This window comes from Streptomyces sp. NBC_01276, assembly GCF_041435355.1.
Classification (GTDB): Bacteria; Actinomycetota; Actinomycetes; order Streptomycetales; family Streptomycetaceae; genus Streptomyces.
On sequence record NZ_CP108442.1, the window covers coordinates 7,429,346 to 7,452,152 of the forward strand.

Below are 22,807 nucleotides of genomic sequence, written 5' to 3' on the forward strand. Positions count from 1 at the left end.
CACTGGGCGCGCTTGCCGTGCACGGCGGGCAACAGCCGGGCCGGGCCGTCCCGTTCGCCCTCGACCAGTTGGAGGAAGCGCAGCAGCACGCCCTGGAGTCACTCCCGGTCGCGGGCCACGGGGTAGGGGATGAAGGTGCTGCTGTTCTCGTCGACCGCGAGCGTGCGGCCCAGGGGCGGGACGGCGCGCTGCGGGCAGTCGAGTCGTTCGCACAGTCGGCAGCCCATGCCGATGGGAGTGGCGGCCGAGGCGTTGTCCAGGTCGAGGCCGTCGGAGTAGACGAGCCGTGACGCGTGGCGGATCTCGCAGCCGAGGCCGATGGCGAAGGTCTTGCCGGGCTCGCCCCAGCCGCCGCGGTGGCGGGTGACGGTGCGTGCGGTCCACAGGTGGCGCTGTCCGTCGGGCATGGCGGCGATCTGTACGTGGACGCGGCCGGGGACGGCGAACGCCTCGTAGACGTTCCACAGCGGGCAGGTGCCGCCGGCCCGGGAGAAGTGGAACCCTGTGGCGGACTGCCGCTTGGACATGTTCCCGGCCCGGTCCACGCGGACGAAGGAGAACGGCACCCCGCGCAGCCTGGCGCGCTGCAGGGTGCTCAGGCGGTGGCAGACGGTCTCGTAGCCGATGCCGAAGTGGTCGGTGAGGCGTTCGATGTCGTAGCGGAATTCCTCGGCGGCGGCGTGGAAGGCGCGGTACGGCAGGACCAGGGCGGCGGCGAAGTAGTTGGCGATGCCGATCCGGGCCAGGGCGTGGGCGGGGGAGCCGGGCTCGAAGTCCTCGGTGGCCAGCCGGTCCAGCTCGCCGCCGTACTCCAGCAGGGCGAGCTGCGTGGCCATCCGGAACGCCTGCTGGCCGGGCCGGAGCCGGCCGGACAGGTGCAGGACGCGCGTGCGGGCGTCGAAGCGGTGGAGGTGGTCGGCGTCGGAGGCGGGGCGGGCCCCGGGGCGGTCGGCGTCGGACGCGAAGCGGATCCCGTGACGGTCGCCGAGGCGGCTCGAAAGCGCCCTGACGACCTCACCGGTGCGGATGCCGACCTCCTGGGCGAGGTCCTCGGCGGCGAGGTCGGTGTCGTGCAGGTAGTTCCGGCGGCGGTAGAAGAACTCGCGGATCTCCTCGTGTGGTGAGCGCGGCGTGGCCGGGCCGCCGCCGCGTCCGTCCGCGGTGTCCGCGAGCCGCTCGGTCAGGAGCTGGGCGCGTCGGCCGAGGTCCAGCAGGACGGAGGCGACGGCGGGCATCCGGGTGGCGAGTTCGGCCAGGTCGGAGGGGGAGACGCGGGCCTCGGCGACCTCGTTGGCCAGGGCCTCTCGCAGATCGGCGACGAGGCGGCCGGTGTCGCGCTCCGAGAAGAAACCCGGGTCCACGCCGAAGGCCTCGGTGAGCCGCAGCAGGACGGGCACGGTGAGGGGCCGGGAGTCGTGCTCCATCTGGTTCAGGTAGCTCGGCGAGATGGCCAGTACGCGTGCCAGGTCCGCCTGGCTCATCCGGCGTTCCTCGCGCAGCCGCCGCAGCCGCGCTCCCGCGTACGTCTTGCCCACCCCGACCCCCTCGGCCCCGCCCCGGGTTCAGAGTACGCACGCTTCTGCCGTTGCCGACCCTTCGCAACCTTGGCAAATCCGCCGCGGAAGATTCGCAGAAATTGGCAGCCGTCCCTGATTGATGGCACTGCGTGCCGCTGCCAGAGTCTGTCCTGCGGCCGCCGGACCCCGGCAGCCGAGGCGGACACTCCGGGTGCGACCCGTGCCCCGACGTCGGAGATCCCGGCAGTTCGGCCTCGGCTGACCTGCGGCATTGCTCAGTTCCGCCCTCGGGCTCGGCGGATGCGACCCCAGACAACGGCACAGAGTGCCATCGACTCGCCGTGAGGGGCGGGTGCGTTGGCAGGCGAAGCGACTCAGGGAGACGGTGACGGTCATGGCAGACACGAACACGACGGCGGCGGCGGCCGAGCGGCTGGAGCAGCGGTGGGCCACGGACCCGAGGTGGGCGGGCGTCCAGCGCACGTACTCGGCGCGGGACGTGATCCGGTTGTCCGGGAGCGTCCGCGAGGAGCACACCCTGGCACGACGCGGCGCCGAACGGCTGTGGCGCCGGCTGCACGATCTCGACTACGTCCACGCGCTCGGCGCCCTGACCGGTGGTCAGGCCGTCCAGCAGGTGCGTGCCGGCCTGCAGGCCATCTACCTGTCCGGATGGCAGGTGGCGGCCGATGCCAACCAGGCCGGGCACACCTACCCCGACCAGTCCCTGTACCCGGTCAACTCCGTTCCCCAGGTGGTGCGCCGGATCAACAACGCGCTGCTGCGCGCGGACCAGATCGCCACGGCCGAGGAGGCCGGCGACACCACCGACTGGCTGGCCCCGGTCGTCGCCGACGCCGAGGCCGGCTTCGGCGGCCCGCTCAACGCCTTCGAGCTGACCAAGGCGATGATCGCGGCGGGCGCGGCGGGCATCCACTACGAGGACCAGCTGGCCTCTGAGAAGAAGTGCGGCCACCTCGGCGGCAAGGTCCTGGTCCCGACCTCCCAGCACATCCGCACCCTCAACGCCGCCCGCCTCGCCGCCGACATCGCCGACACGCCGACGCTGATCATCGCCCGTACGGATGCGCTCGCGGCCAACTTGCTGACCAGCGACGTCGACGAGCGCGACGCGCGGTTCGCCACCGGTGAGCGCACCGCCGAGGGCTTCTACCGGGTGCGGAACGGGATGGCCCCCGTCATCGCCCGCGGCCTGGCCTACGCCCCGTACGCCGACCTCATCTGGGTCGAGACCGGCACCCCCGACCTCGCGCAGGCCCGCGAGTTCGCCGAGGCGATCCACGCGCAGTACCCGGACCGGATGCTGGCGTACAACTGCTCACCGTCCTTCAACTGGAAGGCGGCGCTGGACGATGACCAGATCGCCAAGTTCCAGCGGGAACTGGGCGCCATGGGCTACAAGTTCCAGTTCATCACGCTCGCGGGCTTCCACTCCCTCAACCACGGCATGTTCGACCTCGCCCGCGGCTACGCCGAGCACGGCATGACGGCCTACGTCGACCTCCAGGAGCGCGAGTTCGCCGCCCAGCAGCAGGGCTTCACCGCCGTCAGGCACCAGCGCGAGGTCGGCACCGGCTACTTCGACCTGGTCTCCACCGCGGTCAACCCCGCCTCCTCCACCACCGCGCTCACCGGCTCCACCGAGGAGGAGCAGTTCCACTGAGCCGGTCGGGCCCGGCCCCGTGCGCGCCCCGGCCCCCGTACGCGTTCCGGCCGCGCGGGGGCCGGGCGGTTCCTCCCCGCCCCCGTCTCCTCTCACAGCCCAGGAGTACCCCCCCGATGACCACCAGTGCCCCTGCCCGCGCCGTGCGCGTCCTCGCGGCCCCGGGCGACCGCCACGACGAGATGCTCACCCCCGCGGCCCTGGACTTCCTCTCCGCACTCGCCGAGGCCTTCGGCGACCGCCGGCAGGAGCTGCTCAAGGAGCGCCGCCGGCAGGCCGTCCGCCTGGCCTCCGGATCCCCGCTCGGCTTTCCCGTGGCCACCGCTGCCGTCCGCGGCGACCTGACCTGGCGGGTCGCCCCGCCGGCCCCCGGCCTTGAGGACCGCCGGGTGGAGATCACCGGACCGCCCGAGCGGCGCATGACCGTCAGCGCCCTCAACTCCGGTGCGCAGGTGTGGATGGCGGACTTCGAGGACGCCACCGCGCCCACCTGGGACAACATCATCGGCGGCCAGCTGAACCTCCTCGACGCCTGCCGGGGCCGGATCGACTTCACCACCTCCGAGGGCAGGCGGTACCGCCTCGGCGAGAACCTGCCCGCCATCGTGGTGCGGCCCCGAGGCTGGCACCTGACGGAAGAGCACCTGGATTTCGACGGCCGGCCCGTGCCCGCCCCACTGGTCGACTTCGGCCTGTACTTCTTCCACTGCGCGCAGCGGCGGATCGACGCCGGACACGGCCCGTACTTCTACCTCCCCAAGCTGGAGAACCGCTACGAGGCGCGGCTCTGGAACGACATCTTCGTCTTCGCCCAGGACCTGCTCGGCATTCCCCACGGCACGGTCCGGGCCACCGTCCTCATCGAGACGGTCACGGCCGCCTTCGAGATGGAGGAGATCCTCTACGAGCTCCGCGACCACTGCGCCGGTCTGAACGCGGGCCGCCGGGACTACCTGTTCAGCCTGATCAAGACCTTCGGGCACCGCACCGACTTCCAACTCCCGGACCGGGCCCGGGTCACCATGACCGCACCGTTCATGCGGGCCTTCACCGAGCTGCTCGTCCGCACCTGCCACAAGCGCGGCGCCCACGCCATCGGCGGAATGTCCGCCCACGTCCCCGGCAAGGACCCGGAGGCGAACCGTGCGGCCCTCGCCGAGGTGCGCCTCGACAAGGAGCGCGAGGCACTGGACGGCTTCGACGGCTCCCGGGTCGCGCACCCCGCCCTGGTGCCCGTCTGCCGCGAGGTCTTCGACGGGGTCCTGGGCGGGCGCCCGCACCAGCTCGACCGCACCCGCGAGGACGTACGGGTGGAGGCCGCGGACCTGCTCTCCGTACGGCGGATCAGCGGCCCGCCCACCGAACACGGCGTACGCACCGACATCGCCGTCGCGCTGCGGTACTTCGAGGCCTGGCTGCGCGGCCGGGGCGCCGTGGCCCTCGACGGGCTGATGGAGGACGCCGCCACCGCCGAGATCGCCCGGGTCCAGATCTGGCAGTGGCTGCGCCACGGGGTACTGGACCGCGACACGGTGCAACGGGTGCTCGACGAGGAGCTCGCCGACCTCGGCGCCACACACCCCTGGGCCGCCCTCGACGAGGTACGGGGGCTGTTCGAGCGCACCGCGCTCGCCACCGGACTCCCGCTCTTCTTCACCCCCGACGCCTACACCCGTCACCTCGTGCGCATCCCGGAGGTACGGTCGTGAGCGCCGCCCTCCGCAGGGTCGGGATCGTCGGCGGCGGCCGGATGGGTGCCGGGATCGCCGAGGTCTGCGCCCGCGCCGGTCTGGACACGGTCGTCCGCGAAGCCGACGCCACCGCCGCCCGGGCGGCCCGTGAACGGGTCGCCGTCTCGCTCGAACGCGCCGTCCAGCGGGGCAAGCTCGACCGGATCTCCGCCGAGGACGCCCTCACCCGGCTCGTCTTCACCGGCGAACTCGACGACCTCGCCGACCGGCAGCTGGTCATCGAGGCCGTCCCCGAGAACGCCGACGTCAAGACCGAGACCTTCGCGGCCCTCGACAAGATCCTCGCCGATCCCGGGGCGATCCTCGCCACCAACACCTCCTCCCTGCCCGTCATGCGCCTGGGGATGGCCACAGGACGCGCCGACCGCATGGTGGGACTGCACTTCTTCAACCCGGTGCCCGTCCTGCCCCTGGTGGAGGTCGTCCCCTCGCTGCACACCTCCCGGGAGACGGTGGAAACGGTGGAGAGGTTCGCCCGCGAGGTCCTGGGCAAGACGGTGATCCGCTCGCAGGACCGGGCCGGCTTCGTCGTCAACGCCCTCCTCGTCCCGTACCTGCTCTCCGCCGTCCGGATGGCCGAGTCGGGTTTCGCCACCGCCGCCGACATCGACGCCGGCATGGAGCTGGGCTGCGCCCACCCCATGGGCCCGTTGAGGCTGGCCGACCTCATCGGCCTCGACACGGTCGCCGCCATCGCCGAGTCGCTCTACGACGAGTTCAAGGAACCCCTCTACGCCCCGCCGCCGCTGCTGATGCGGATGGTGCAGGCAGGGCTGCTGGGCCGGAAGACGGGCCGGGGGTTCCACGCGTACGACCGGGACCGCTGAGGGACCCGGTGCTGCCGCCGGGCTGAGGGGCCCGGCAGCGGGTGGTGGAAGGGGGGTGCGGCGGAGTGGTGTCCGCCGCACCCCCCTTTCGCGTCGCCCGCGCTCCCGCGCGGACGTCCCGGCGATCAGACCAGCGATGCCAGGGCCACGGACGAGGCGGACGCTCCGGAGCCCCGGTCGTCGTACGAAGGGAGGCGGGCCGGGGTGGCCGCGGGCGGTTCGGCGTCGGTCAGCAGAGCGATGAGCATGGTGCGCGCGCGGGCCACGCGGGAGCGGACCGTACCGATGGGGCACCCGACGGCGAGCGCGGCCTCGGCGTAGGGCAGGCCGAGCAGCTGGGTGAGGACGAAGGCCTCGCGGCGCTCGGCGGGGATCGCGGCCAGGAGCTCCGCGAGGGCGACGCCGACCTCGAAACCGGGAAGGCCGTGGGGCTGGCTCTGTTCGGCGGCGCTCTGCCAGTCGTCGCGGTCCGACAGCCGGGGGCGGGCGGCGGCATGGCGCACGCTGTCGACGACGGTGCGCCGGGCGATGGACAGGAGCCAGGTGCGGGCGGAGGAGCGGCCCTCGAACCGGGGCAGCGCGGCGAGTGCCCGCAGGAACACGTCCTGGGTGAGGTCTTCGGCCGCCTGGGGATCCGAGCTGAGGTACGCCACGTACCGCCATACATCGCGGTGCAGGGCCCGGACGAACCGGTCGGCCTTCGCGGGGTCGCCGTCGCGCGCGGCGAGGGCGAGTCGGGTCACCGCCGCATCGGAGTCCGGCGTGTGCCGGGCCGCCCTTTCGCGGACGGGACGGGGCCGGGTGGGCAGGGGCAGGGCAGGAGTCATCGCCACAGGTCCTTAGGGGCAAGGTGTCCGGCACCGCGCGCGGCGGGGCCGGTGAAGGGAGTACGGCCGGCCGGAGGGCATGGCCGATGCCCGAGGGGCGACGGACAGGAGAAGAACCGTCAGCGCACGCTCGGGGAACCGGCTGTCACAGGACAGCGGTTCCCGCCGGCGGACCCCGTGAGGTGATGGCGTGGACGAGGAACAACTGCGGGAGCGCGCGTGCGCGCCGTACCCGGCGTACGCGCACGCGCGGCGGGACCGCGGCCGGGGCGACGCCGATGAGCAGGCGCAGCGGCGTCCAGAGCCGGCCTGCGACGGCGCGCAGGACGCGGAAGGCGCCCTTCTCCCCGTGGGCCAGCCACAGGCCGCAGAGCAGCGCGGCCAGCAGGTGGGCGGCGAGCATTCCGGCCGGTGACATGCCGGCCATGGCGTGACCACCCATGAGGGCGCCGGTGGCCGCGGAGGCGGCGCCGGCCATGCCCGGCATGTCATGCATCCCGGGCATGTCATGCATCCCGTGCATCCCGAGCATGTCGTGCATGCCGTGGGCGGCGGCCCCCTGGAGGGCGGCGCCCGGCGGAGGTTGGGACACGAGACCGCCGAGCCCCGCATCGCTCACGACCTTCAGGGCGTCCCGGGCGGACGGGGCCGACGCCGTGCCTTCCCCGCACATCAGGTAGGCGGCCCATTGGCGGGCGAACGAGGTGCCGGACGGCAGGGAAGGGTGCAGGACCGACTGGGCCAGGGAGAAGCCCGAGTGGAGCGCGGCCTGGACGGCCACGGTCGCCGCGATGACGGCGAGCGGCCCCCGTTCACGGCCCGCGAGGGACCAGGCCGCGGCCGCCGTGCCCACGAACGCGGCGGACATCGCCCACCAGGGCACGGCCGTACCGGACATGAGCACGTGGCCGACGGTCGAGAGCAGCACGCAGACGGCTGCGAACATCGCAGCCCGTCCCGCTCGTAAACAGTGACCTGGCGTCATGGCGGGTTCATCCTCGCACCGGCCTTCCGGGCTCCGCAGGGGGGTGCGCACTTCCTGACAAGTTCCCGAGCACACCTGCGGCGCGCCTCGAACTCCCCTCGTCCGGTGTGGCGCAGGGCACAGAAGGGAGCGGGAACCGTGGTGCCGGCCCGTCCGACTGCCTTCCCGGTCGGTCGTGAAGTTCAACATCGGGGAACGGGGATTTCTGTGGCGGCGGAGGGGACGAGGGCAGCCACCGCCCGGGCGCCGGGCACGCGGGACGGGCAGGCTCGCCACCTGACCGCGCTGCTGACCTGCGCCATGGCGTTCTCGATGCTGCAACTGTTCCTGCTCGGTGCGCTGGGGCCCCGCCTGGTGGAGGAACCGGGCATCTCCCCGGCGGTGTTGGGACTGGCGACCACGGTCGGCTTCGGGACGGCCGCCGTGTTGTCCCCGGCCGGCGGCCGGATGGTGGACCGCGTCGGGCCCCGGCGCTCGCTCGTGCTCCTGCTCGTCCTCTCCGCGGTGGCCCTCGCCCTGATCGGCGCCGCCCCCGGCGCGGGCCTGCTGCTGGGCGCGGTCGCGCTGGGCGGAATACCGCAGGCCCTGGCCAACCCCGCGACCAACAAGGCGATCCTGGCCGCCGTCCCGTCGGCCCGGCGGGGTGCGGTGACCGGCCTCAAGCAGTCCGGTGTCCAGCTGGGCGCGTTCGCCGCCGGGCTGCCGCTCGCCGCCCTCGCCGGCGGCCTCGGCTGGCGGGGCGCGGTGTGGACGGCCTCCGGGGCGGCCTTGCTCGCCGGGGCGTGGGCGCTGCGTGCGCTGCCCGCCGACCCGCCCGTCCCGCCGGCCCCGCCCGTTCGCACGTCGTACGTACCGAGGGGGATGGTGGCCTGGCTGGCGGGATTCTCGCTGTTCCTGGGAGCCGGGATCGCTTCCGTCAACACCTATCTCGCCCTGTACGGGGTGCGCGGCCTGGGGATGGGCCCCACCCCGGCCGGTGGCCTGGTCGCCGTCCTCGGCGTCGCGGGCGTACTCGGCCGGGTCGGGTGGTCGAAGGCCGCCCGCCCGGGACGGGCCGAGTGGCTGCCGGGTCTGCTGGCCTGCGGTGCCGTGGGCGCCGCGGCTCTCCTGGCCGGCGGGTCGCTCGCCCGTCCGCTGGTATGGGCCGGCGCCGTCGCCGTCGGAGTGTTCGCCGTCTCCGGCAACGCCGTCTCGATGGTGCTGGTCGTGCAGCGCGCCGCTCCGGGCCGGGCCGGCCAGGAATCGGCGCTCGTCGCGGCCGGGTTCTTCGCCGGATTTGCCATGGGCCCGCCGCTGTTCGGCTTCCTCGCGCAGAGCGGGCGGTACGGGTCCGGCTGGCTGCTGGTCGCGGTGGAGTTCGCCGCGGCGGGAGCGGTGGCGTTCCTCTGGGCCGTACGGGACCGGCGCGCGCGGACGGGGAAGGAGGCATGACCCCCGGCGACCGGGCCGGACGGGCGCTCGCGGCCGTCATCGGCCGGGTGACGGTGACCGAGGCCGAGGCGGGCGCCCGCTTCCCGCTGTACGCGGACCCGGTCGACGGGCGGTGGAAGACGACCGGCCGAGGCTCGTGGACCGGCGGCTTCTGGGCCGGACTGCTGTGGTTGCGGGCCCGGTACACGGGGGACGGGGCACACCGGCGGGCCGCCGCGGACTGCACCGCCCGACTCGCTCCGTGGGCGGAATCCGACACCGCCACCCGGGGACTGATCTTCTGGTACGGGACGGCGCCGGCCCTGGGCACACCCGAAGCCGTCGCGCTCCGGGCGAGGGCGGCCCGCGCCTGTCTGGACTCCTACGACCCCGGGGCGGGGATCGTGCCCTGGGGCGCGGCGCTCGGCGGCCCCCGCCTCCTGGCCCGCGCGGACGCCGTACCGGGGCTGGTGCCCCTCCTGGCCGCGGCCGGACCCGAAGGGGCCGTCGTGGCCGCGGCCCACCTCCACCGGCACCTCGACCTCGCCCTCGGCCCGGAGGGCGCGGGAAGCGGCCGCCGGCCGCGGCCCGCCTGGACGTTCGACCCGGCAGCGGGCTGGTCCCCCTGTGCGGATCCGGCACCGGGGTGGAGCCGCGGAGAGGCGTGGCTGCTCCTGGCCGTGGCCGACGCACTGCTCCGGCCGGAGATCGCCCGCCACCGGCCGGAGCGGCTCGCCCTCGCCGCGGAGCAGTTGCTGGTACAGGCGCGGGCACTGACCGGGCCGCTCGTCCCGCCCAACGAGGCGTCCCGGCCGCGGGGGCCCGTCGACACCTCGGCCGCGGCGATCACCGCCGTCGCGCTGCTCAAGCTGTCGCGCGCACGGGCACCCCGGGCCGAGGTGTGTGCGCGGCGGGCCGTGGCGATCCTGAGCCGACTGACCGGGGCCCACCTCAGCGAAGCGGGTCCGGGCCGGCCGCCGGGAATGCTGCTGGACGGCTGCTACGACGCCGCCAAGGGCCTGGCGGTGCGTCACGAACTCATCTGGGGCGACTTCTTCCTGGCCCTCGGACTGGCCGCACTGGGCGACCTCGTCGACATCACCCGCGTGTAGCGGCCCCGTGGGCCCGGCCGTAGCCGCGCAGCACGCGGCGGGCCACCGAGGTGATGTGCAGCTCGTCCGGGCCGTCGAGGATGCGGGCCGCGCGTCCGCCGCGGAACAGCGACGGCAGCGCCGTGTCCGGGCCGAGCCCGGCAGCGCCGTGGACCTGGATGGCGGAGTCCGTGACCTGCTGCAGCATCCGGGCGGCGGCGACCTTGGCCAGACCCACCTCGGTACGGGCGTCCCGTCCGGCCGCGATCAGCGCTACCGCCTCGTGGACCAGGGGCCGGGTGGTGCGCAGCGCGAGGAGGGAGTCGAAGACGTGCTGCTGGACCAGCTGGTGGTCGGCGAGCGGCCCGCGCGATCCCCGGCGGGTGGCGGCGCGTTCGGCCATGAGGTCGAAGGCGCGCCGGGCCTGCCCCAGCCAGCGCAGGCAGCGCAGCGTGCGGCCGAGCGCGAGCCGTTCACCCGCGATGGCCAGGGCGTCGCCACCCGCGCCGAGGAGGTGGTCGGCGGGCACGCGGACCCGGTCCAGTTCGATCTCGTACTGGCCCGCCGCCCCCAGTACGCGCAGTTCGCGTACGACGCGGAAGCCGGGTGAGCCGGTCGGTACGAGCAGCAGGGAGAGGCCCTCGCGGTCGCCCGCCGCCCCGCCCGTACGCGCCATGACGGTGACGAGATCGGCGCCGGCGGCTCCGGAGGTGAACCACTTGCGGCCGCTGATCACCCAACCGCCGTCCGCCCGGGCCTCGGCACGCGTGCCGGTGAGGAGCGGGTCGGTGCCCGGTACGTCCGGCTCGGTCATCGCGTAGCAGGTGCGCATCTCGCCCGCGACCAGACGTTCCAGGTACTCCTCGCGCACCCGGGTGCCGCCGTGGCGGTTCAGCATGGTGACGTCGAGCAGCGGGGCGGAGCCCAGTGCGGCGGGACCGTGATCGCTGGCGCCCTCGGCCTCGGCGAGCGCCGCGTACGCACGGAACGTCAGGCCGCCGCCGCCCAGGTCCGCCGGGAGCGGCAGGGCCCACAGCCCGGCGGCACGCGCCTCGGCCCGCAACTCCGCCAGGGCGGCGGCCGCTTCCCTTCCGCCCGCGTCCAGCACCGTTTCGGACGGGATCACCCTCGTACGGACGAACCGTTCGACCTCCTCCCTCAACTCGGCCGCCCCCGGTTCGGGTTGAACCGGTCCGGCGTACTCCGTGCCCGAATCCGTCACTGTGTTCCTCCTCGTTCCCGGGAACCCATGGGAACTGCTGTCCGACTCCCTGTCCGAGGAACTGGTCGGGTGCGCACCCCCCAGAGTTCCCGCGTTCCGTTCGACCTGGGCGACGGCCACCGCCGCGCCGGGAGAGGAGAGGCATGGCGTCCCCCGCAACCACGCAGACGGTCCGGCCGCTCGACACACTGGCCTTCGGCACCTCGGGGCCCCCGCAGATCACCGACGTCGTCGCCGCACACCTGCGGCTGCTCGGAGCGCGATGCGACGGGCCCACCGACGACGGCCCACCGGGCCGCGTCACGCTCTCCGGCGCGGGCTTCGACCCCGCTCGCGCGACCGTCACCTGGGCGAAGCCCGGCAGCGGGCTCGTCGACGAGGCGACCGTGCAGGCCGCGACCGGCATGATGGCGGTCCACGGACGGCGCGACGGCAGCCCGCGCGGCCTGGCCGCCGACTACGCGGCGACGGCCACCGCCGTCCTCACCGTCCAAGGACTGCTCGCCGGCCTGGTCGGCCAGGCCCGCGGCGCCGGGCCCTCCCACATCACCACCGGTGCCGACCGGGCCGGGCTGCTCGCCGTCTCCCAGTACCTCGCCGCCGCCGGGGCCGATGAGGGCGAAGCCGCCGAACTCGGTCCGGGAGGACCGCCCTTCACCTCGGCCGAGGGCGTGCCGTTCGAGTTGGAGACCCTCGATCCGGGTGCCTGGGCCGCGTTCTGGCGGGCCCTGGGAGCCCCGGCCGACGCGATGCGGGCGGGGTGGCGGCCGTTCCAGTTCCGCTACGCCACCGCCTGCGCCCCCTTCCCCCGGGTCCTCCACTCGGTGACCCGTTCACACCCCCTCCCACGGATCCGGCGGGCCGCGGTGCTCTCCGGCGCCGAGGTGTGCGTACTGCGCACCCTGGCCGAACGCGCCCTGGAGACGGACGGCGCCGCGCCCTGGTCGCTGCGGCCACTGTCCGGTGGCCCCGCGCCGTCGCGCCCCCGTACGACGGTTTCCCCCTCGGCCGGCCGACCGCTGGCCGGGCTGACGGTGCTGGAGGCGGGCCGTCGCATCCAGGCACCCCTCGCCGCGCACCTGCTCGGCCTGCTGGGGGCCGAGGTCATCCGGATCGAGCCGCCGGGCGGGGACCCGCTGCGCGGCATGCCGCCCGCCTGCTCCGGGATCTCGGCCCGCTGGCTCGCCCTCAACCGGGGCAAGAAGGCCGTCGAAGTGGACATCAAGGCCGAGGCCGACCGCCGCCGGCTCCGGGAGATGGCCGCGGAGGCCGACGTCTTCCTGCACAACTGGGCACCGGGCAAGGCCGCGGAGTTCGCTCTGGACGCCGACGACCTCGCGCGGGTCAATCCGGCCCTGGTCCACGCGTACACGAGCGGCTGGGCCGAACGGCTCCAGGACGCCCCCATCGGCACCGACTTCATGGTGCAGGCCCGCACGGGGGTGGGCGAGGCGGTCCGCCCCGAAGGGGAGCCCCCCGCGCCCTCGATGATGACCCTGCTCGACGTACTGGGGGGTCTGCACGGTGCCGAAGCCGTTCTCGCGGGGCTGCTGCTGAGGGAACGCACCGGCCACGGCGTACGGGTGGACTCCTCGCTGCTCGGCGCCGCCGACTCGCTGACCGCCCCCGCCCTGCGGCGGGTGGCGCGCGGGGAGGCCGCCAGGCGGCCGGCGGGATTCCGGCACCCGCTGCCGACGGCCGACGGCTGGCTCGCCCCCGCCGACGAAAACGCCGGGGCCGCGGCCGCGTACGACCTGCGCGACCTCTCCACGAGCGACGCGGTCGACCGGCTGAGTTCCCACGGCCTCGCCGTCACCGCCGTCACCACCGACCTCCGCGACCTGCACCACGACGCGCGCTTCGCCGGCTCGGTCGGCCGTGACGCGCACGGTGCCCCCGCCGTCACCGCCCCCTGGAGCCTCGTATGACCGCCGACCGGCCCGTACTGCGCGACCTGCTGCCCGCCGATCTCCGCCGCTCCTGGGTGGTCGACGGCACCTGCCCCGACCTCGACGTCTACAGCCTCTTCCGGGCCCGCCAGATCGCCGGCCTGCACCGCACGGCCGTCCTGGATGCCAGGGGAAGGCTCTGCTACACCGCCCTGGACCGCAAGGTGCGATGTCTGGCCACCGGCCTCAGAGACCTCGGCATCCGCGAAGGCGACGTGGTCGGAGTGCAACTGCCCGACGACCGCAACGCCGTCATCGCCGACCTGGCCTTGGCCGCGCTCGGCGCCGTCGCCCTGCCGTTCCCCGTCGGCCGCGGCACCCTGGAGGCCGAGTGCCTGCTCCGCCGGGCCGGGGCCGTCGCCGTCATCGCCGCGGTCGAGCACCGCGGCTTCCACCACGCGGCCGGCCTGCACACGCTCGCGCGCGCACTGCCCGCCCTCCGCCACGTCGTCGCGGTGGGCCCCGGCAGCGCACCCGGGGGAACGACCTCGTGGTCGGACCTCATGCGCCGCGACCCCGGCGGATTCGTCCCCGCCCGCCCGGACCCCGACAGCGCCGCCCGGATCCTGGTCTCCTCGGGATCCGAAGCCGAGCCGAAGATGATCGCCTACTCGCACAACGCGCTGGCCGGCGGACGCGGGAACTTCCTCGCCTCGCTCATGCCCGACGGGACCCCGCCGCGCTGCCTCTTCCTCGTACCGCTGGCCTCCGCCTTCGGGTCCAACGGAACCGCCGTCACCCTCGCCCGGCACGGCGGCACCCTGGTCCTGCTCGACCACTTCTCGCCCGGGGCCGCCATCGAGGCCGTGCGCGAGCACCAGCCGACCCACGTCCTCGGCGTGCCCACCATGGTGCGCATGATGCTCGAACGCATCGACGCAGCGAGCGAGCGGCTGCCGGCCCCCACCGCCCTCGTCCTGGGCGGGGCTCCGCTCGACGAGGCCACCGCGGCCGCCGCCGCGCAGGCCTTCGGCTGCCCCGTGGTCAACCTCTACGGCTCCGCCGACGGCGTCAACTGCCACACGGGGCTGGCCGACACCGTGCCCCCGACCGACGCCGCGGGCGTCGTGGCGGGCCACCCCGATCCCCGGGTCGCCGAGATCCGCATCGCCGACCCCGAGACCCACGATCCGCTCCCCGACGGCGACATCGGGGAGATCGTCTCCCGGGGCCCCATGACCCCGCTGTGCTACGTGGGCGCGCCCGATCTGGACGCCCGCTACCGCACCCCCGACGGGTGGGTCCGTACCGGCGACCTCGGCTACCTCGACGCCGACGGCGTGCTGCACGTCGTCGGACGCCTCAAGGACATCGTGATCCGCGGCGGCGCCAACATCAGCCCGGCCGAGGTCGAGCGCGAACTCCGTTCGCACCCGCAGGTCCGGGACGTGGTGTGCGTGGGCGTCCCCGACCGGCTGATGGGGGAGCGGCTGGCGGCCTGCGTGGTGGCGCGGGGCCCGCAGGCTCCGACGCTGGACTCCCTCGGCGTCCACCTGGGCGCGCGGGGGCTGGAGCGGCGCAAGCACCCCGAGCGTCTCCTCGTGGTGGAGGAGGTGCCCCTGACGGCGGCGGGCAAGCCGGACCGGACCGCTCTGCGGGAACGCCTGGCCGGGAGCCCGCCGTCGGCGCGGAACGGTCTTCCCTGGACGCCGCCCCTGGCCCAGGCCGGATGACCGACGAGCCCGGCAGCCGAGGGCTGCCGGGCTCTCGCGGCGGGTCGCCCGGATCAGGAGCCGCCCGCGGCCTTCTTCAGCTCGGCCGCCGCGTTGCGGTAGACGGGCAGCAGATCGAGGTCCTCGGCCGGATAGTTGACGATCTCGACCTGCTTGGCGCCCGAGTCGGGCAACACGGTCCCGGTCGACATGTGGGCGTTGTCCAGGACCAGGGACGGCTTCTTCGCGGAGAGCCCGGCCAGCTGCGCCGGGGTCACCGCCTCCGGCCCGTAGGTACCCACCGTGGTGGCGCCCGCGAGCTTCGCGGCCCAGCCCGTGAAGACCTGGGCGACCACGGAGGGGCCCTTTCCGCCGGGCCACCCGGCCTGCAGTTCCTTGGTGAGCCTGCCGTACTCGCTGTCGAACCCGGACTTCCACTTCGTGGCCGCATCCTGCGTGCCGAAGAGCGCGCCCAGCTTGTCGACCTCGGCCCTGACCTTGGCAGGGTCGTTGTCGAGGTTGACCTCGACCAGCTTCGCCTTGGAGCCGGCGGCCTCCTTGATCTTCGCCGCGTACGGCTCGAAGGGCGCGTAGAGCACGAAGTCCGCCTTGGCGACGGCGGCGAGGTCGGAGGGCCTGGGGTCGTAGTCGGGGGCGTGGTGGACGGACTGCGGCACGATGACCTTGACGTCCTCGGCCCCGGCGGCCTTGGCGAACGCGCCCTCCCAGGTGGTGGTCACGACCACCACGGGCCTGTCCTTCCCGGGGGCCGGAGCGCCGCCCTTCGCGGGGGCGCCGGCGACGGCCTCCGGGCCGGTGCCGGCGCCGTCGCCACAGCCGGCGAGGAGGGCGAGGGCCGTGCTCAGTGCGAGGAGGGAAGAGGTTCGGACGCGGGTGCGCGCCATGAGCTGATTCTCCGTTCGGGAATGAAGTGGACGGCGAGGACGAGCGCCCCCGCCGTCAGGACGAGTACCGGGCCGGGCGGCCAGTCCAGCCACAGGGCCAGCAGGAAGCCGGTCGCGTTGACGGTCACGCCGATGCCGACCGCCCAGAGGGTGATCGACTTCAGAGAGCTGCCCAGGCGTCGCGCCGCGAGTGCGGGCAGCAGGGTCAGGGCGTCGACGAGCAGGGCGCCGGTGAGCTTGATGGCTCCGGCGACGGCGATCGCGACGAGCACCAGGAGGGCCGCGGTCAGGGCGCGTACGGGGACTCCGGAGCACTGGGCGAGCTCGCGGTCGTAGAGGAGGAGGCCGACGTCGTGCCGCCGCCACCAGAACAGGCCGGGTACGACGGCGGCCAGGACGCCGAGCACGACGAGGTCGGGCGTGCCGACGGAGAGGATCGACCCCCACAGCAGGGCGAAGGCCCCGGACGCGTTGACCCCCGACACGGCGAGGAGCAGCAGCGCCGCGGCGATGGCGAGGCTCATCAGCAGACCCATGGCTCCGGACAGGCCGTCCGGGGTACGGGCGAGCGGGGCGACGCCCGCTCCGGCCAGGGCGCAGGCGACGAGCGCGCACAGCATGGGGTCGAGGCCGGTGAGCAGACCGACCGCGATGCCCAGCAGCGCGACGTGCATCATCGCGAAGCGGACCGGCATGATGTCGAGCCCGACGATGACCACCCCGATGACCGGCAGGCCGATCGCGGCGAGCAGCAGCGCGAGCCCGGCCCGCTGGACCGGAAGCAGCTGCAGCAGCGCGCCGAGGTCGGCGGTGGCGAGGGACACCGGGGTCACCGGAGCTCCCGCAGCCGGCCCGCGGCCATCTCCAGCACCCGGTCGCAGCGGTCCGCCAGAGCCCGGTCGTGCGTCACCACGATCAGGGTGACCGGCAGTGCGGTGAGGACGTCGGCGGCCTCCGCCTGCCCGTCGAAGTCGAGGGCGGCGGTGGGCTCGTCGGCCAGCAGCACCTGTGCGCCCGCGGCGACGCAGCCGATCGCGCGGGCCAGGTACATCCGCTGCAACTGCCCTCCGGACAGGGTGTGCAGGGGGCGCTCGACCAGCGCGGCGACGCCCAGCCGGGCGGCGGCCTCGGCGGCGTCGTCCGGCGCGGTACTGCCCGCGAGCAACTCGGCCCCGAGCAGGGGGAACCGTCCGGCGGCCGGCTTCTGGGGGATCCAGGCGCAGGCCCGGCGGCGCCACGCCCACTCGGCGGCCGAACCGGTGGTCCGGCCGCCGACCCGGATCGAGCCCGTCACCTGTCGGTGCAGACCCAGGACCGCACGCAGCAGGGTGGTCTTGCCCGAACCGTTGGTCCCGGTCAGCGCCACGCGCTCACCGGCGGCGATCTCCAGGTTCACCTCGGAGACCGCCTCCACCCGGCCGTGCCGGCAGGCGACCGCCCTCATGTGCACATCGAGCCCGCCCATCCCACGCCTTTCCGTCGGTCCGTGCCGTGCGGGGCAACAGGTGTCCGCCGCCCACGTTCCAGTAGTCGGACGGCGATGGGCCGCAGTTCCCGGCGGGCCGGACATCGTCGCGGGTGAATCCCCTCCGACCCGCCGGGCCCCGGCATCCGCCGCCGGAGCGTTCGCACCGCCGCGGCGAGGTCCGTCGCCGCCGGACCGGTGGCGTTCAGCTGCCGGGCCGGATCGCGATCGCGATCGTCTCGACCGGTTCGCTGTGACGGAAGTGCAGGACGAAGCGGACGACCTGACCCGGCTGCCATCGTTCCTTCACCTTCACCATTACCCCCACCCCGAAGGGGGACATCTCCACCGCCCCTCCGGCCGGGATGCGAACGGGACCGTCCCTGTCCATGGAGTCGGCCCCGGTCCCCGTGCTCCGGTGCCGGCTCAGCACGGCCCGTTCCACGGCCGTGGAGGTCACGGACACCAACTCGTCCTCCCCGCCACCCAGGTTCGAGATCCTGAAGAACGCCGCGGTGTCCTCCCTGCCGGCGTACGGAACGAAGACGCGGCCGTCGTCGACCGCGATCCGGGGCGGGGTTCCGGCAGCCCCCGAGGCGGCCCAGGCCGTCAGACAGCACAGGCCCACCAGGCACGCGATCACCGGAGCGGCCGCGGCCAGGTACGCCTCGCGCAGACGCGGGCGCGCGGCCCAGCGGCCCTCCGTCGCTTCTCCTCGAACGGATTCGGTCATCGTCCACTTCCCGTCCGGGCGGTGCGGGCCCGCGCCCCGGCGGGCCGGCCGGCGGGGTCCCGGCCGCGCAGCCGCAGGCTGTTCCCCACGACGAGCAGCGAGCTCGCCGACATGGCCGCCGCGGCGACCATCGGGTTGAGCAGACCGACGGCGGCCGGCGGGACGGTGACGAGGTTGTAGCCGAACGCCCAGACCAGGTTGACCCGGATGGTCGCGAGGGTGCGGCGGGCCAGCCGGACCGCGTCGGCCACCGCCTCGACGTCACCGCGTACGAGGGTCACGTCCGCCGCACCGATGGCGACGTCGGTCCCGCCGCCCATGGCGATCCCGAGGTCCGCGCCGGCCAGTGCGACGGCGTCGTTGGCGCCGTCCCCGATGACGGCGACGCACCGGCCCTCGTCCCTCAGCCGTCCGACGAGAGCGGCCTTGTCCTCCGGCGCGCAGCGGGCATGGAGGCGGGCGATCCCGAGCGACGAGGCGACGGCCGCGGCCGGGGCCTCGCGGTCGCCGGTGGCGAGGATCGGCTCGACTCCCAGCCGCCGGAGGCGCTCGACGGCCCGGTAGCTTCCCGGCCGCGGCACGTCGCCGAGCGCGACGAGCGCCTGGGCGACGCCGTCGACCCGTACCAGGACGGGCGTGAGCGCGGCGGCCTCGGCGGCGGCCAGCGCCCGGGCCAGGGACTCGGGGAGATCGTCGCCGGGTGCGCACACCTCGACGGTACGGCCCTCGACCACACCGCTGACGCCCGCGCCGGGGACGGCCCCGAAACCGGTCACCGGTGGCAACGCCCTTTTGGGGACGCTCCGTTGGGCGTGGGCGGCCAGGGCCCTCCCGAGCGGATGCTCGGAGCCCTGTTCGACCGCGCCGGCCAGCCGGAGCACGTTCTCCCGGCCCAGGCCGTCGGGGACCGTCGTCAGCCGGGCGACGGTCATGTGCCCGGTCGTGAGGGTGCCGGTCTTGTCGAACACGACCGTGTCGACGTGCCGAAGGGCCTCCAGGGCCCGCGGTCCGCTGATCAGAATGCCCATGCGGGCGCCACGGCCCGTGGCGGCGAGCAGGGCGGTGGGTGTGGCGAGGCCGAGGGCGCAGGGGCAGGCGACGACGAGGACGGCGACGGCGGCGGTGACCGCCGGCTGCGGGTCCGCACCGGCGCCGAGCCAGAAGCCGAGCACGGTGACGGCCGACGCCAGGACGACGGGGACGAAGACGCCCGCCACGCGATCGGCCAGACGCTGAGCCGCCGCCTTTCCGGTCTGGGCCTCGGTGACCATGCGCGTGATGCGGGCGAGCCGGGTGTCCGCGCCCACCGCGGTGGCCCGCACGACGAGCAGCCCGCCCACGTTCACCGCCGCGCCGGTCACGGCCCGGTCCGGCCCGACCTCGACGGGATCGCTCTCACCGGTCAGCAGGGACAGGTCCAGGGCGGAGCTGCCGGAGACCACGACGCCGTCGGTGGCGACGCGTTCCCCGGGCCGGACCACGAATTCCTGCCCGACGGCCAGCTGTTCGACCGGGATCCGCCGCTCCTCGCCGTTCTCGCGCACGGTCACGTCCCCGACCGTCAGGGCGGACAGCGAGCGCAGCGCCGCGCCCGTACCGCGCCGTGCCCGCGCTTCCAGGAACCGGCCGGTCAGGACGAACAGCGGTACGCCGACCACCGCCTCCAGATAGACGTGGGCGACCTCGCCCCCGGCCGAGGGGAGGAGGGTGAAGGGCATCCGCATTCCCGGCAGGCCCGCGCCGCCGAGGAACAACGCGTACAGGGACCAGAGAAAGGAGGCGGCGACTCCGAGCGAGACCAGCGTGTCCATGGTGGCGGCCGAATGCCGCAGCCCCCGCAGCGCGCGGACGTGGAAGGGCCAGGCGCTCCAGACGGCCACCGGTGCGGCGAGCACGAGGCACAGCCACTGCCAGTTGCGGAACTGCAGGGCCGGGACCATCGACAGGGCCATGACCGGCGCACAGAGCAGGACGGTGATCAGCAGCCGGTCGCGCTCGCCGCGGTCCTCCTCCGGCGCGGCATCCGCCGCCTCCCCTTCCGCCCGTCTCCGGGGCTCCTCCGCGGGCACGTGGAGTCCGGCCGTGTACCCGGCGCGCTCGACGGCGGCCACCAGTGCGTCCGCCGTGACGCCGGGCGGATGGAGCACCCTCGCCCGGCCGGTGGCCAGGTTGACGGTGGCGCTGACCCCCTCGATCCTCCCGAGCCGCTTTTCGACGCGGTTGACGCAGGCCGCGCAGGTCATGCCGCCGACGGTGAGGTCCGTGGTGGTGCAGACGGCCGCCGGCTCCGGTGTCATCGGCCACCGTCCGACCGCGTGCCACCCGTGCCGTCGTGACCGTGCTGCCCCGGGCCGCCGCCGACGCCGCCCACCGGGGCGGTGCCGCCCCCGCCGGAGTGCATGCCGGGTGCGACCGGGCCCGCGGCGGAACCGACCGCGTACGAAAGGCAGAACACCACCGCCAGCAGGGCCAGGAACCCGGTGAGCGCCGGTGGTGGTACCCACCGCCGCGGCGGGGGGCCCGTCTCGCCGGGGGATCGCTGAGGTCGCGCCATCGCCACTCCCTGCACGGGCGCGCTCCGGCGCCCCTCGCTCGTCCGGTCCCGCGCTACGCGGACCGTTTCGGAGGCGGCATCCCCTGGTCCCGCGACGCCTTCCCCCTGAGGGGTCGTTCCGCGGCGTCGACGAGTTCCCGGATTCGGCGGACGCCGACCGGCAGCGGTACGCCCGGCGCGGTGCGGGGAACCTCAGGCGGGGCGGACGGCGGGGAGGGTCAGGGATTGGTCCAGGCGTCAGGGGTCCGGGTCAGCGCGGACACGTCGGCGGGCAGGTCGCAGGAGGCGACATCGGCGAGCGACACACCGTCGAGGATCTCGCGCACATTGGCCCGGAGCGCGATCCACAGGGGGAGCAGCGCCTCGGCCGGGCCGGTGTAGGAGAGGTCCGGGGGGCGGACCCCGCGTACCGAGACGAGCGGTCCGTCCACGACGCGGATGACGTCCGCGATGCTGATGGACCGGGCGGGCCGGGCCAGGCGGTAGCCGCCGTTGCCGCCGCGCCGGCTGAGCACCAGACCACCTCGGCGCATGTCGTTGAGGATGCCTTCGAGGAACTTGTGCGGGATGTCCTGGGCGTCCGCGATGGCTTCGGCCTTCACCGGCCCGCCGTCCTGTGACGCGGCGAGCTGCAGCGCGGCACGCACCGCGTAGTCCGCCCTGGCTGAGATCCGCATGCGGACATTATCCCGTACGGCTCGGGCCTGCGTCCGCCACGGGTGGGCCGCCCCCCGGCTGCCGGCCGGGTGCTCGTGCCCGGCAGCCGGGGACCGGGTGGGGCCGTCTCCCGGGGTGGCCGACGTCAGTGGAAGGCGGCCGCCACCGCGCGGTGGGAGCCGTTGAGGTAGTGCTCGCCGATGGAGCGCAGGCGGTGCGCGGCGGGATGGTGCGCGGTCAGCACGCGCGCGTTGCGCCAGAAGCGGTCCAGGCCGGGGGCGTCGGCGAGCTCCAGCACGCGCGCGGTGATGTGCAGGGCGGCCTTCGACGTCACCGTCTCGGCCGTGGCGACCAGGGCGCAGACGCCCGCCGGCTCCTCGGCATCGAGCCGCGTGCCCGGGTCGAGGGCCTGGGCCATCACCTCCGTCGCCCGGTCGACCACGGCGGTGGCCGTCTGGGCGGCGGAGGCGAGTTCCCCGTACGTCAGGAAGAGGTCCGGGTCCGCACCGGGCAGCCGGTACGCGCGACCGCCCCTGCTGAGGTCGCGGGCTTCCGTGAGCGCGCCCTCGACGATGCCGAGGCCGACGTGGCACAGGGCGAGCCGGAGCGCCGGTCCGGCGAGCGCGGTGAAGGGCGGGGCCGACTCCTCGTCGTGCGGCCGGCGGCCCAGCACCTGTCCCGGTGTGACGGCGACCCGGTCGAGGACGACCTCGCCGGCGCCGCCGACGCGCTGCCCGAGGCGGTCGTGGACGGGTTCGACGGTCATGCCCCGCGCGTGGGACGGGATCCGTACGACCAGGACGTCACCGGTCACGGGACAGGTGGCGTCGAGCACGATCTGGTCGGCGACGGTCACCGCCGTCTCCACGAACCGGCGCCCGCTCAGCACGTAGCCGGTGCTGCGCGGCCTCAGCGTGAGGTCGGTTCCATCGGTGTCGTCGCCGGGCCCGGGAGCGCGTACCGCGCCGGTCCACAGCCACTGTTCGCGAACCGACTCCTCTTCGAGGGCGGTCGCGTGCCGGTGCCCCGCGTAGAAGCGTCCGCTCCACGCGTGTACGTAGTGGCGGGCGAGCACGTCGCCGACGGAGCTGTCCGCGGTGGAGATCTTCCGTATGACGCTGCATCCGGTACGCCAGTCGGCCCCGCGGTCCGACGAGTGCGGGGTGAGGGCGGCCGGCAGCCCGGCCTCGCGCAGCCGGGCCGCCTCGTCGTGCGGCGGCTTGCCCGCCCGGTCGCGGGAGATGGCGTCCGCCGAGAGGTCGTCCGCCACGTCGCGGGCGGTGCGCAGGAGCGCGCGGCGCCGTTCGTCGGCTGACCGCCGGCCGACGGCGGTGCCAGGGGGGATGGCGGTGGTCATGTCGGCTACTCCGGAACGTCGTCGGGCGGTTTCGGCCGGTCGCCGAATCCCCACCTTTCCCATCGGATTGATAGGGATATTCGCCCGAAGTCGCCGTCCGGGCAAGGGTGCGACCGGATGATGGACAGTCCGGTCTCGCGATGGAAGACGACGTGGGGTCAGCGGCCCCGACCGCGGCCGCGTCTGCCCCCCGCCCCCCCGCCACCCCGGGCCCTGTCCGT

General features: G+C 74.6%; 18 protein-coding genes. 7 read left to right on the plus strand and 11 right to left on the minus strand.

Going from position 1 to position 22,807, the window contains the following annotated elements; translation table 11 throughout:
* Positions 1-98: 98 nt before the first annotated feature.
* Entirely contained in the window at positions 99-1,535 is a 1,437-nt protein-coding gene (locus OG295_RS33400; protein WP_371680362.1) for a short-chain fatty acyl-CoA regulator family protein, read from the minus strand.
* 376 nt (positions 1,536-1,911) lie between these two features.
* Between OG295_RS33400 and aceA the strand changes: the two genes are divergently transcribed.
* The 3 genes from aceA to OG295_RS33415 all read left to right on the plus strand — a co-directional run bounded on the left by aceA (position 1,912) and on the right by OG295_RS33415 (position 5,779).
* Positions 1,912-3,201: an isocitrate lyase gene (gene aceA, locus OG295_RS33405; RefSeq protein WP_371680364.1), complete on the plus strand. Its 1,290-nt coding sequence runs from the start codon at positions 1,912-1,914 to the stop codon at positions 3,199-3,201.
* Positions 3,202-3,317: 116 nt separating this feature from the next.
* Positions 3,318-4,910: a malate synthase A gene (aceB, locus tag OG295_RS33410; RefSeq protein ID WP_371680365.1), complete on the plus strand. Its 1,593-nt coding sequence runs from the start codon at positions 3,318-3,320 to the stop codon at positions 4,908-4,910.
* Entirely contained in the window at positions 4,907-5,779 is an 873-nt protein-coding gene (locus tag OG295_RS33415; protein WP_371680366.1) for a 3-hydroxybutyryl-CoA dehydrogenase, read from the plus strand. Before aceB ends, OG295_RS33415 begins: the two co-directional genes overlap by 4 nt.
* Positions 5,780-5,904: 125 nt before the next feature.
* Here OG295_RS33415 and OG295_RS33420 read toward each other — a convergent pair whose 3' ends face one another.
* Complete coding sequence (locus OG295_RS33420; protein ID WP_371680367.1) at positions 5,905-6,606, minus strand: sigma-70 family RNA polymerase sigma factor; 702 nt, start codon at positions 6,604-6,606, stop codon at positions 5,905-5,907.
* Between the two features lie 145 nt (positions 6,607-6,751).
* The gene (locus OG295_RS33425; protein WP_371680368.1) at positions 6,752-7,552 is read right to left on the minus strand and encodes a hypothetical protein; all 801 of its coding nucleotides are present in this window, start codon (positions 7,550-7,552) and stop codon (positions 6,752-6,754) included.
* 339 nt (positions 7,553-7,891) lie between these two features.
* Here OG295_RS33425 and OG295_RS33430 point away from each other — a divergent pair, with 339 nt between their 5' ends.
* The gene (locus OG295_RS33430) at positions 7,892-9,022 is read left to right on the plus strand and encodes an MFS transporter (protein ID WP_371681380.1); all 1,131 of its coding nucleotides are present in this window, start codon (positions 7,892-7,894) and stop codon (positions 9,020-9,022) included.
* Positions 9,019-10,113 carry a sugar ABC transporter permease gene (locus OG295_RS33435; RefSeq protein WP_371680369.1) on the plus strand — a complete coding sequence of 365 codons (1,095 nt, stop codon included), beginning with the start codon at positions 9,019-9,021 and terminating at the stop codon, positions 10,111-10,113. Before OG295_RS33430 ends, OG295_RS33435 begins: the two co-directional genes overlap by 4 nt.
* Here OG295_RS33435 and OG295_RS33440 read toward each other — a convergent pair.
* The gene (locus tag OG295_RS33440; RefSeq protein WP_371680370.1) at positions 10,100-11,314 is read right to left on the minus strand and encodes an acyl-CoA dehydrogenase family protein; all 1,215 of its coding nucleotides are present in this window, start codon (positions 11,312-11,314) and stop codon (positions 10,100-10,102) included. The two genes, OG295_RS33435 and OG295_RS33440, sit on opposite strands and share 14 nt — an antisense overlap.
* Positions 11,315-11,457: 143 nt before the next feature.
* Between OG295_RS33440 and OG295_RS33445 the strand changes: the two genes are divergently transcribed.
* Entirely contained in the window at positions 11,458-13,242 is a 1,785-nt protein-coding gene (locus OG295_RS33445; protein ID WP_371680371.1) for a CoA transferase, read from the plus strand.
* Complete coding sequence (locus OG295_RS33450; protein WP_371680372.1) at positions 13,239-14,936, plus strand: class I adenylate-forming enzyme family protein; 1,698 nt, start codon at positions 13,239-13,241, stop codon at positions 14,934-14,936. The genes OG295_RS33445 and OG295_RS33450 overlap by 4 nt, the downstream gene beginning before the upstream one ends.
* 53 nt (positions 14,937-14,989) lie before the next feature.
* Here the strand turns inward: OG295_RS33450 and OG295_RS33455 are convergent, their stop codons facing one another.
* The 7 genes from OG295_RS33455 to OG295_RS33485 form a co-directional block, all read right to left on the minus strand.
* Complete coding sequence (locus tag OG295_RS33455; protein WP_371680373.1) at positions 14,990-15,820, minus strand: metal ABC transporter solute-binding protein, Zn/Mn family; 831 nt, start codon at positions 15,818-15,820, stop codon at positions 14,990-14,992.
* Positions 15,778-16,653, minus strand: coding sequence for a metal ABC transporter permease (locus OG295_RS33460; RefSeq protein ID WP_371680374.1), 876 nt, complete (start codon positions 16,651-16,653; stop codon positions 15,778-15,780). The genes OG295_RS33455 and OG295_RS33460 overlap by 43 nt, the downstream gene beginning before the upstream one ends.
* On the minus strand, positions 16,650-17,285 hold the full coding sequence (locus tag OG295_RS33465) for an ATP-binding cassette domain-containing protein (RefSeq protein WP_371680375.1): 636 nt from the start codon (positions 17,283-17,285) through the stop codon (positions 16,650-16,652). Before OG295_RS33465 ends, OG295_RS33460 begins: the two co-directional genes overlap by 4 nt.
* A gap of 205 nt (positions 17,286-17,490) precedes the next feature.
* Positions 17,491-18,018 (minus strand): copper chaperone PCu(A)C, encoded by a 528-nt coding sequence (locus tag OG295_RS33470; RefSeq protein ID WP_371680376.1) that lies wholly within the window; start codon positions 18,016-18,018, stop codon positions 17,491-17,493.
* The gene (locus OG295_RS33475; protein WP_371680377.1) at positions 18,015-20,315 is read right to left on the minus strand and encodes a heavy metal translocating P-type ATPase; all 2,301 of its coding nucleotides are present in this window, start codon (positions 20,313-20,315) and stop codon (positions 18,015-18,017) included. The genes OG295_RS33470 and OG295_RS33475 overlap by 4 nt, the downstream gene beginning before the upstream one ends.
* Positions 20,316-20,790: 475 nt before the next feature.
* Complete coding sequence (locus OG295_RS33480; RefSeq protein ID WP_371680379.1) at positions 20,791-21,249, minus strand: Rrf2 family transcriptional regulator; 459 nt, start codon at positions 21,247-21,249, stop codon at positions 20,791-20,793.
* A gap of 125 nt (positions 21,250-21,374) precedes the next feature.
* Positions 21,375-22,586, minus strand: coding sequence for an acyl-CoA dehydrogenase (locus tag OG295_RS33485; RefSeq protein ID WP_371680380.1), 1,212 nt, complete (start codon positions 22,584-22,586; stop codon positions 21,375-21,377).
* Positions 22,587-22,807: the final 221 nt, after the last annotated feature.

Excerpts from the sequence above, each read along its gene's own strand:
- OG295_RS33470 (WP_371680376.1), bottom strand. The coding sequence starts at position 18,018 with ATGACCGAATCCGTTCGAGGAGAAGCGACGGAGGGCCGCTGGGCCGCG.
- OG295_RS33450 (WP_371680372.1), top strand. The coding sequence starts at position 13,239 with ATGACCGCCGACCGGCCCGTACTGCGCGACCTGCTGCCCGCCGATCTC.
- OG295_RS33485 (WP_371680380.1), bottom strand. The coding sequence starts at position 22,586 with ATGACCACCGCCATCCCCCCTGGCACCGCCGTCGGCCGGCGGTCAGCC.
- OG295_RS33435 (WP_371680369.1), top strand. The coding sequence starts at position 9,019 with ATGACCCCCGGCGACCGGGCCGGACGGGCGCTCGCGGCCGTCATCGGC.
- OG295_RS33480 (WP_371680379.1), bottom strand. The coding sequence starts at position 21,249 with ATGCGGATCTCAGCCAGGGCGGACTACGCGGTGCGTGCCGCGCTGCAG.
- OG295_RS33465 (WP_371680375.1), bottom strand. The coding sequence starts at position 17,285 with ATGGGCGGGCTCGATGTGCACATGAGGGCGGTCGCCTGCCGGCACGGC.
- OG295_RS33475 (WP_371680377.1), bottom strand. The coding sequence starts at position 20,315 with ATGACACCGGAGCCGGCGGCCGTCTGCACCACCACGGACCTCACCGTC.
- aceA (WP_371680364.1), top strand. The coding sequence starts at position 1,912 with ATGGCAGACACGAACACGACGGCGGCGGCGGCCGAGCGGCTGGAGCAG.
- OG295_RS33455 (WP_371680373.1), bottom strand. The coding sequence starts at position 15,820 with ATGGCGCGCACCCGCGTCCGAACCTCTTCCCTCCTCGCACTGAGCACG.
- aceB (WP_371680365.1), top strand. The coding sequence starts at position 3,318 with ATGACCACCAGTGCCCCTGCCCGCGCCGTGCGCGTCCTCGCGGCCCCG.
- OG295_RS33420 (WP_371680367.1), bottom strand. The coding sequence starts at position 6,606 with ATGACTCCTGCCCTGCCCCTGCCCACCCGGCCCCGTCCCGTCCGCGAA.
- OG295_RS33425 (WP_371680368.1), bottom strand. The coding sequence starts at position 7,552 with ATGTTCGCAGCCGTCTGCGTGCTGCTCTCGACCGTCGGCCACGTGCTC.
- OG295_RS33445 (WP_371680371.1), top strand. The coding sequence starts at position 11,458 with ATGGCGTCCCCCGCAACCACGCAGACGGTCCGGCCGCTCGACACACTG.
- OG295_RS33430 (WP_371681380.1), top strand. The coding sequence starts at position 7,892 with ATGGCGTTCTCGATGCTGCAACTGTTCCTGCTCGGTGCGCTGGGGCCC.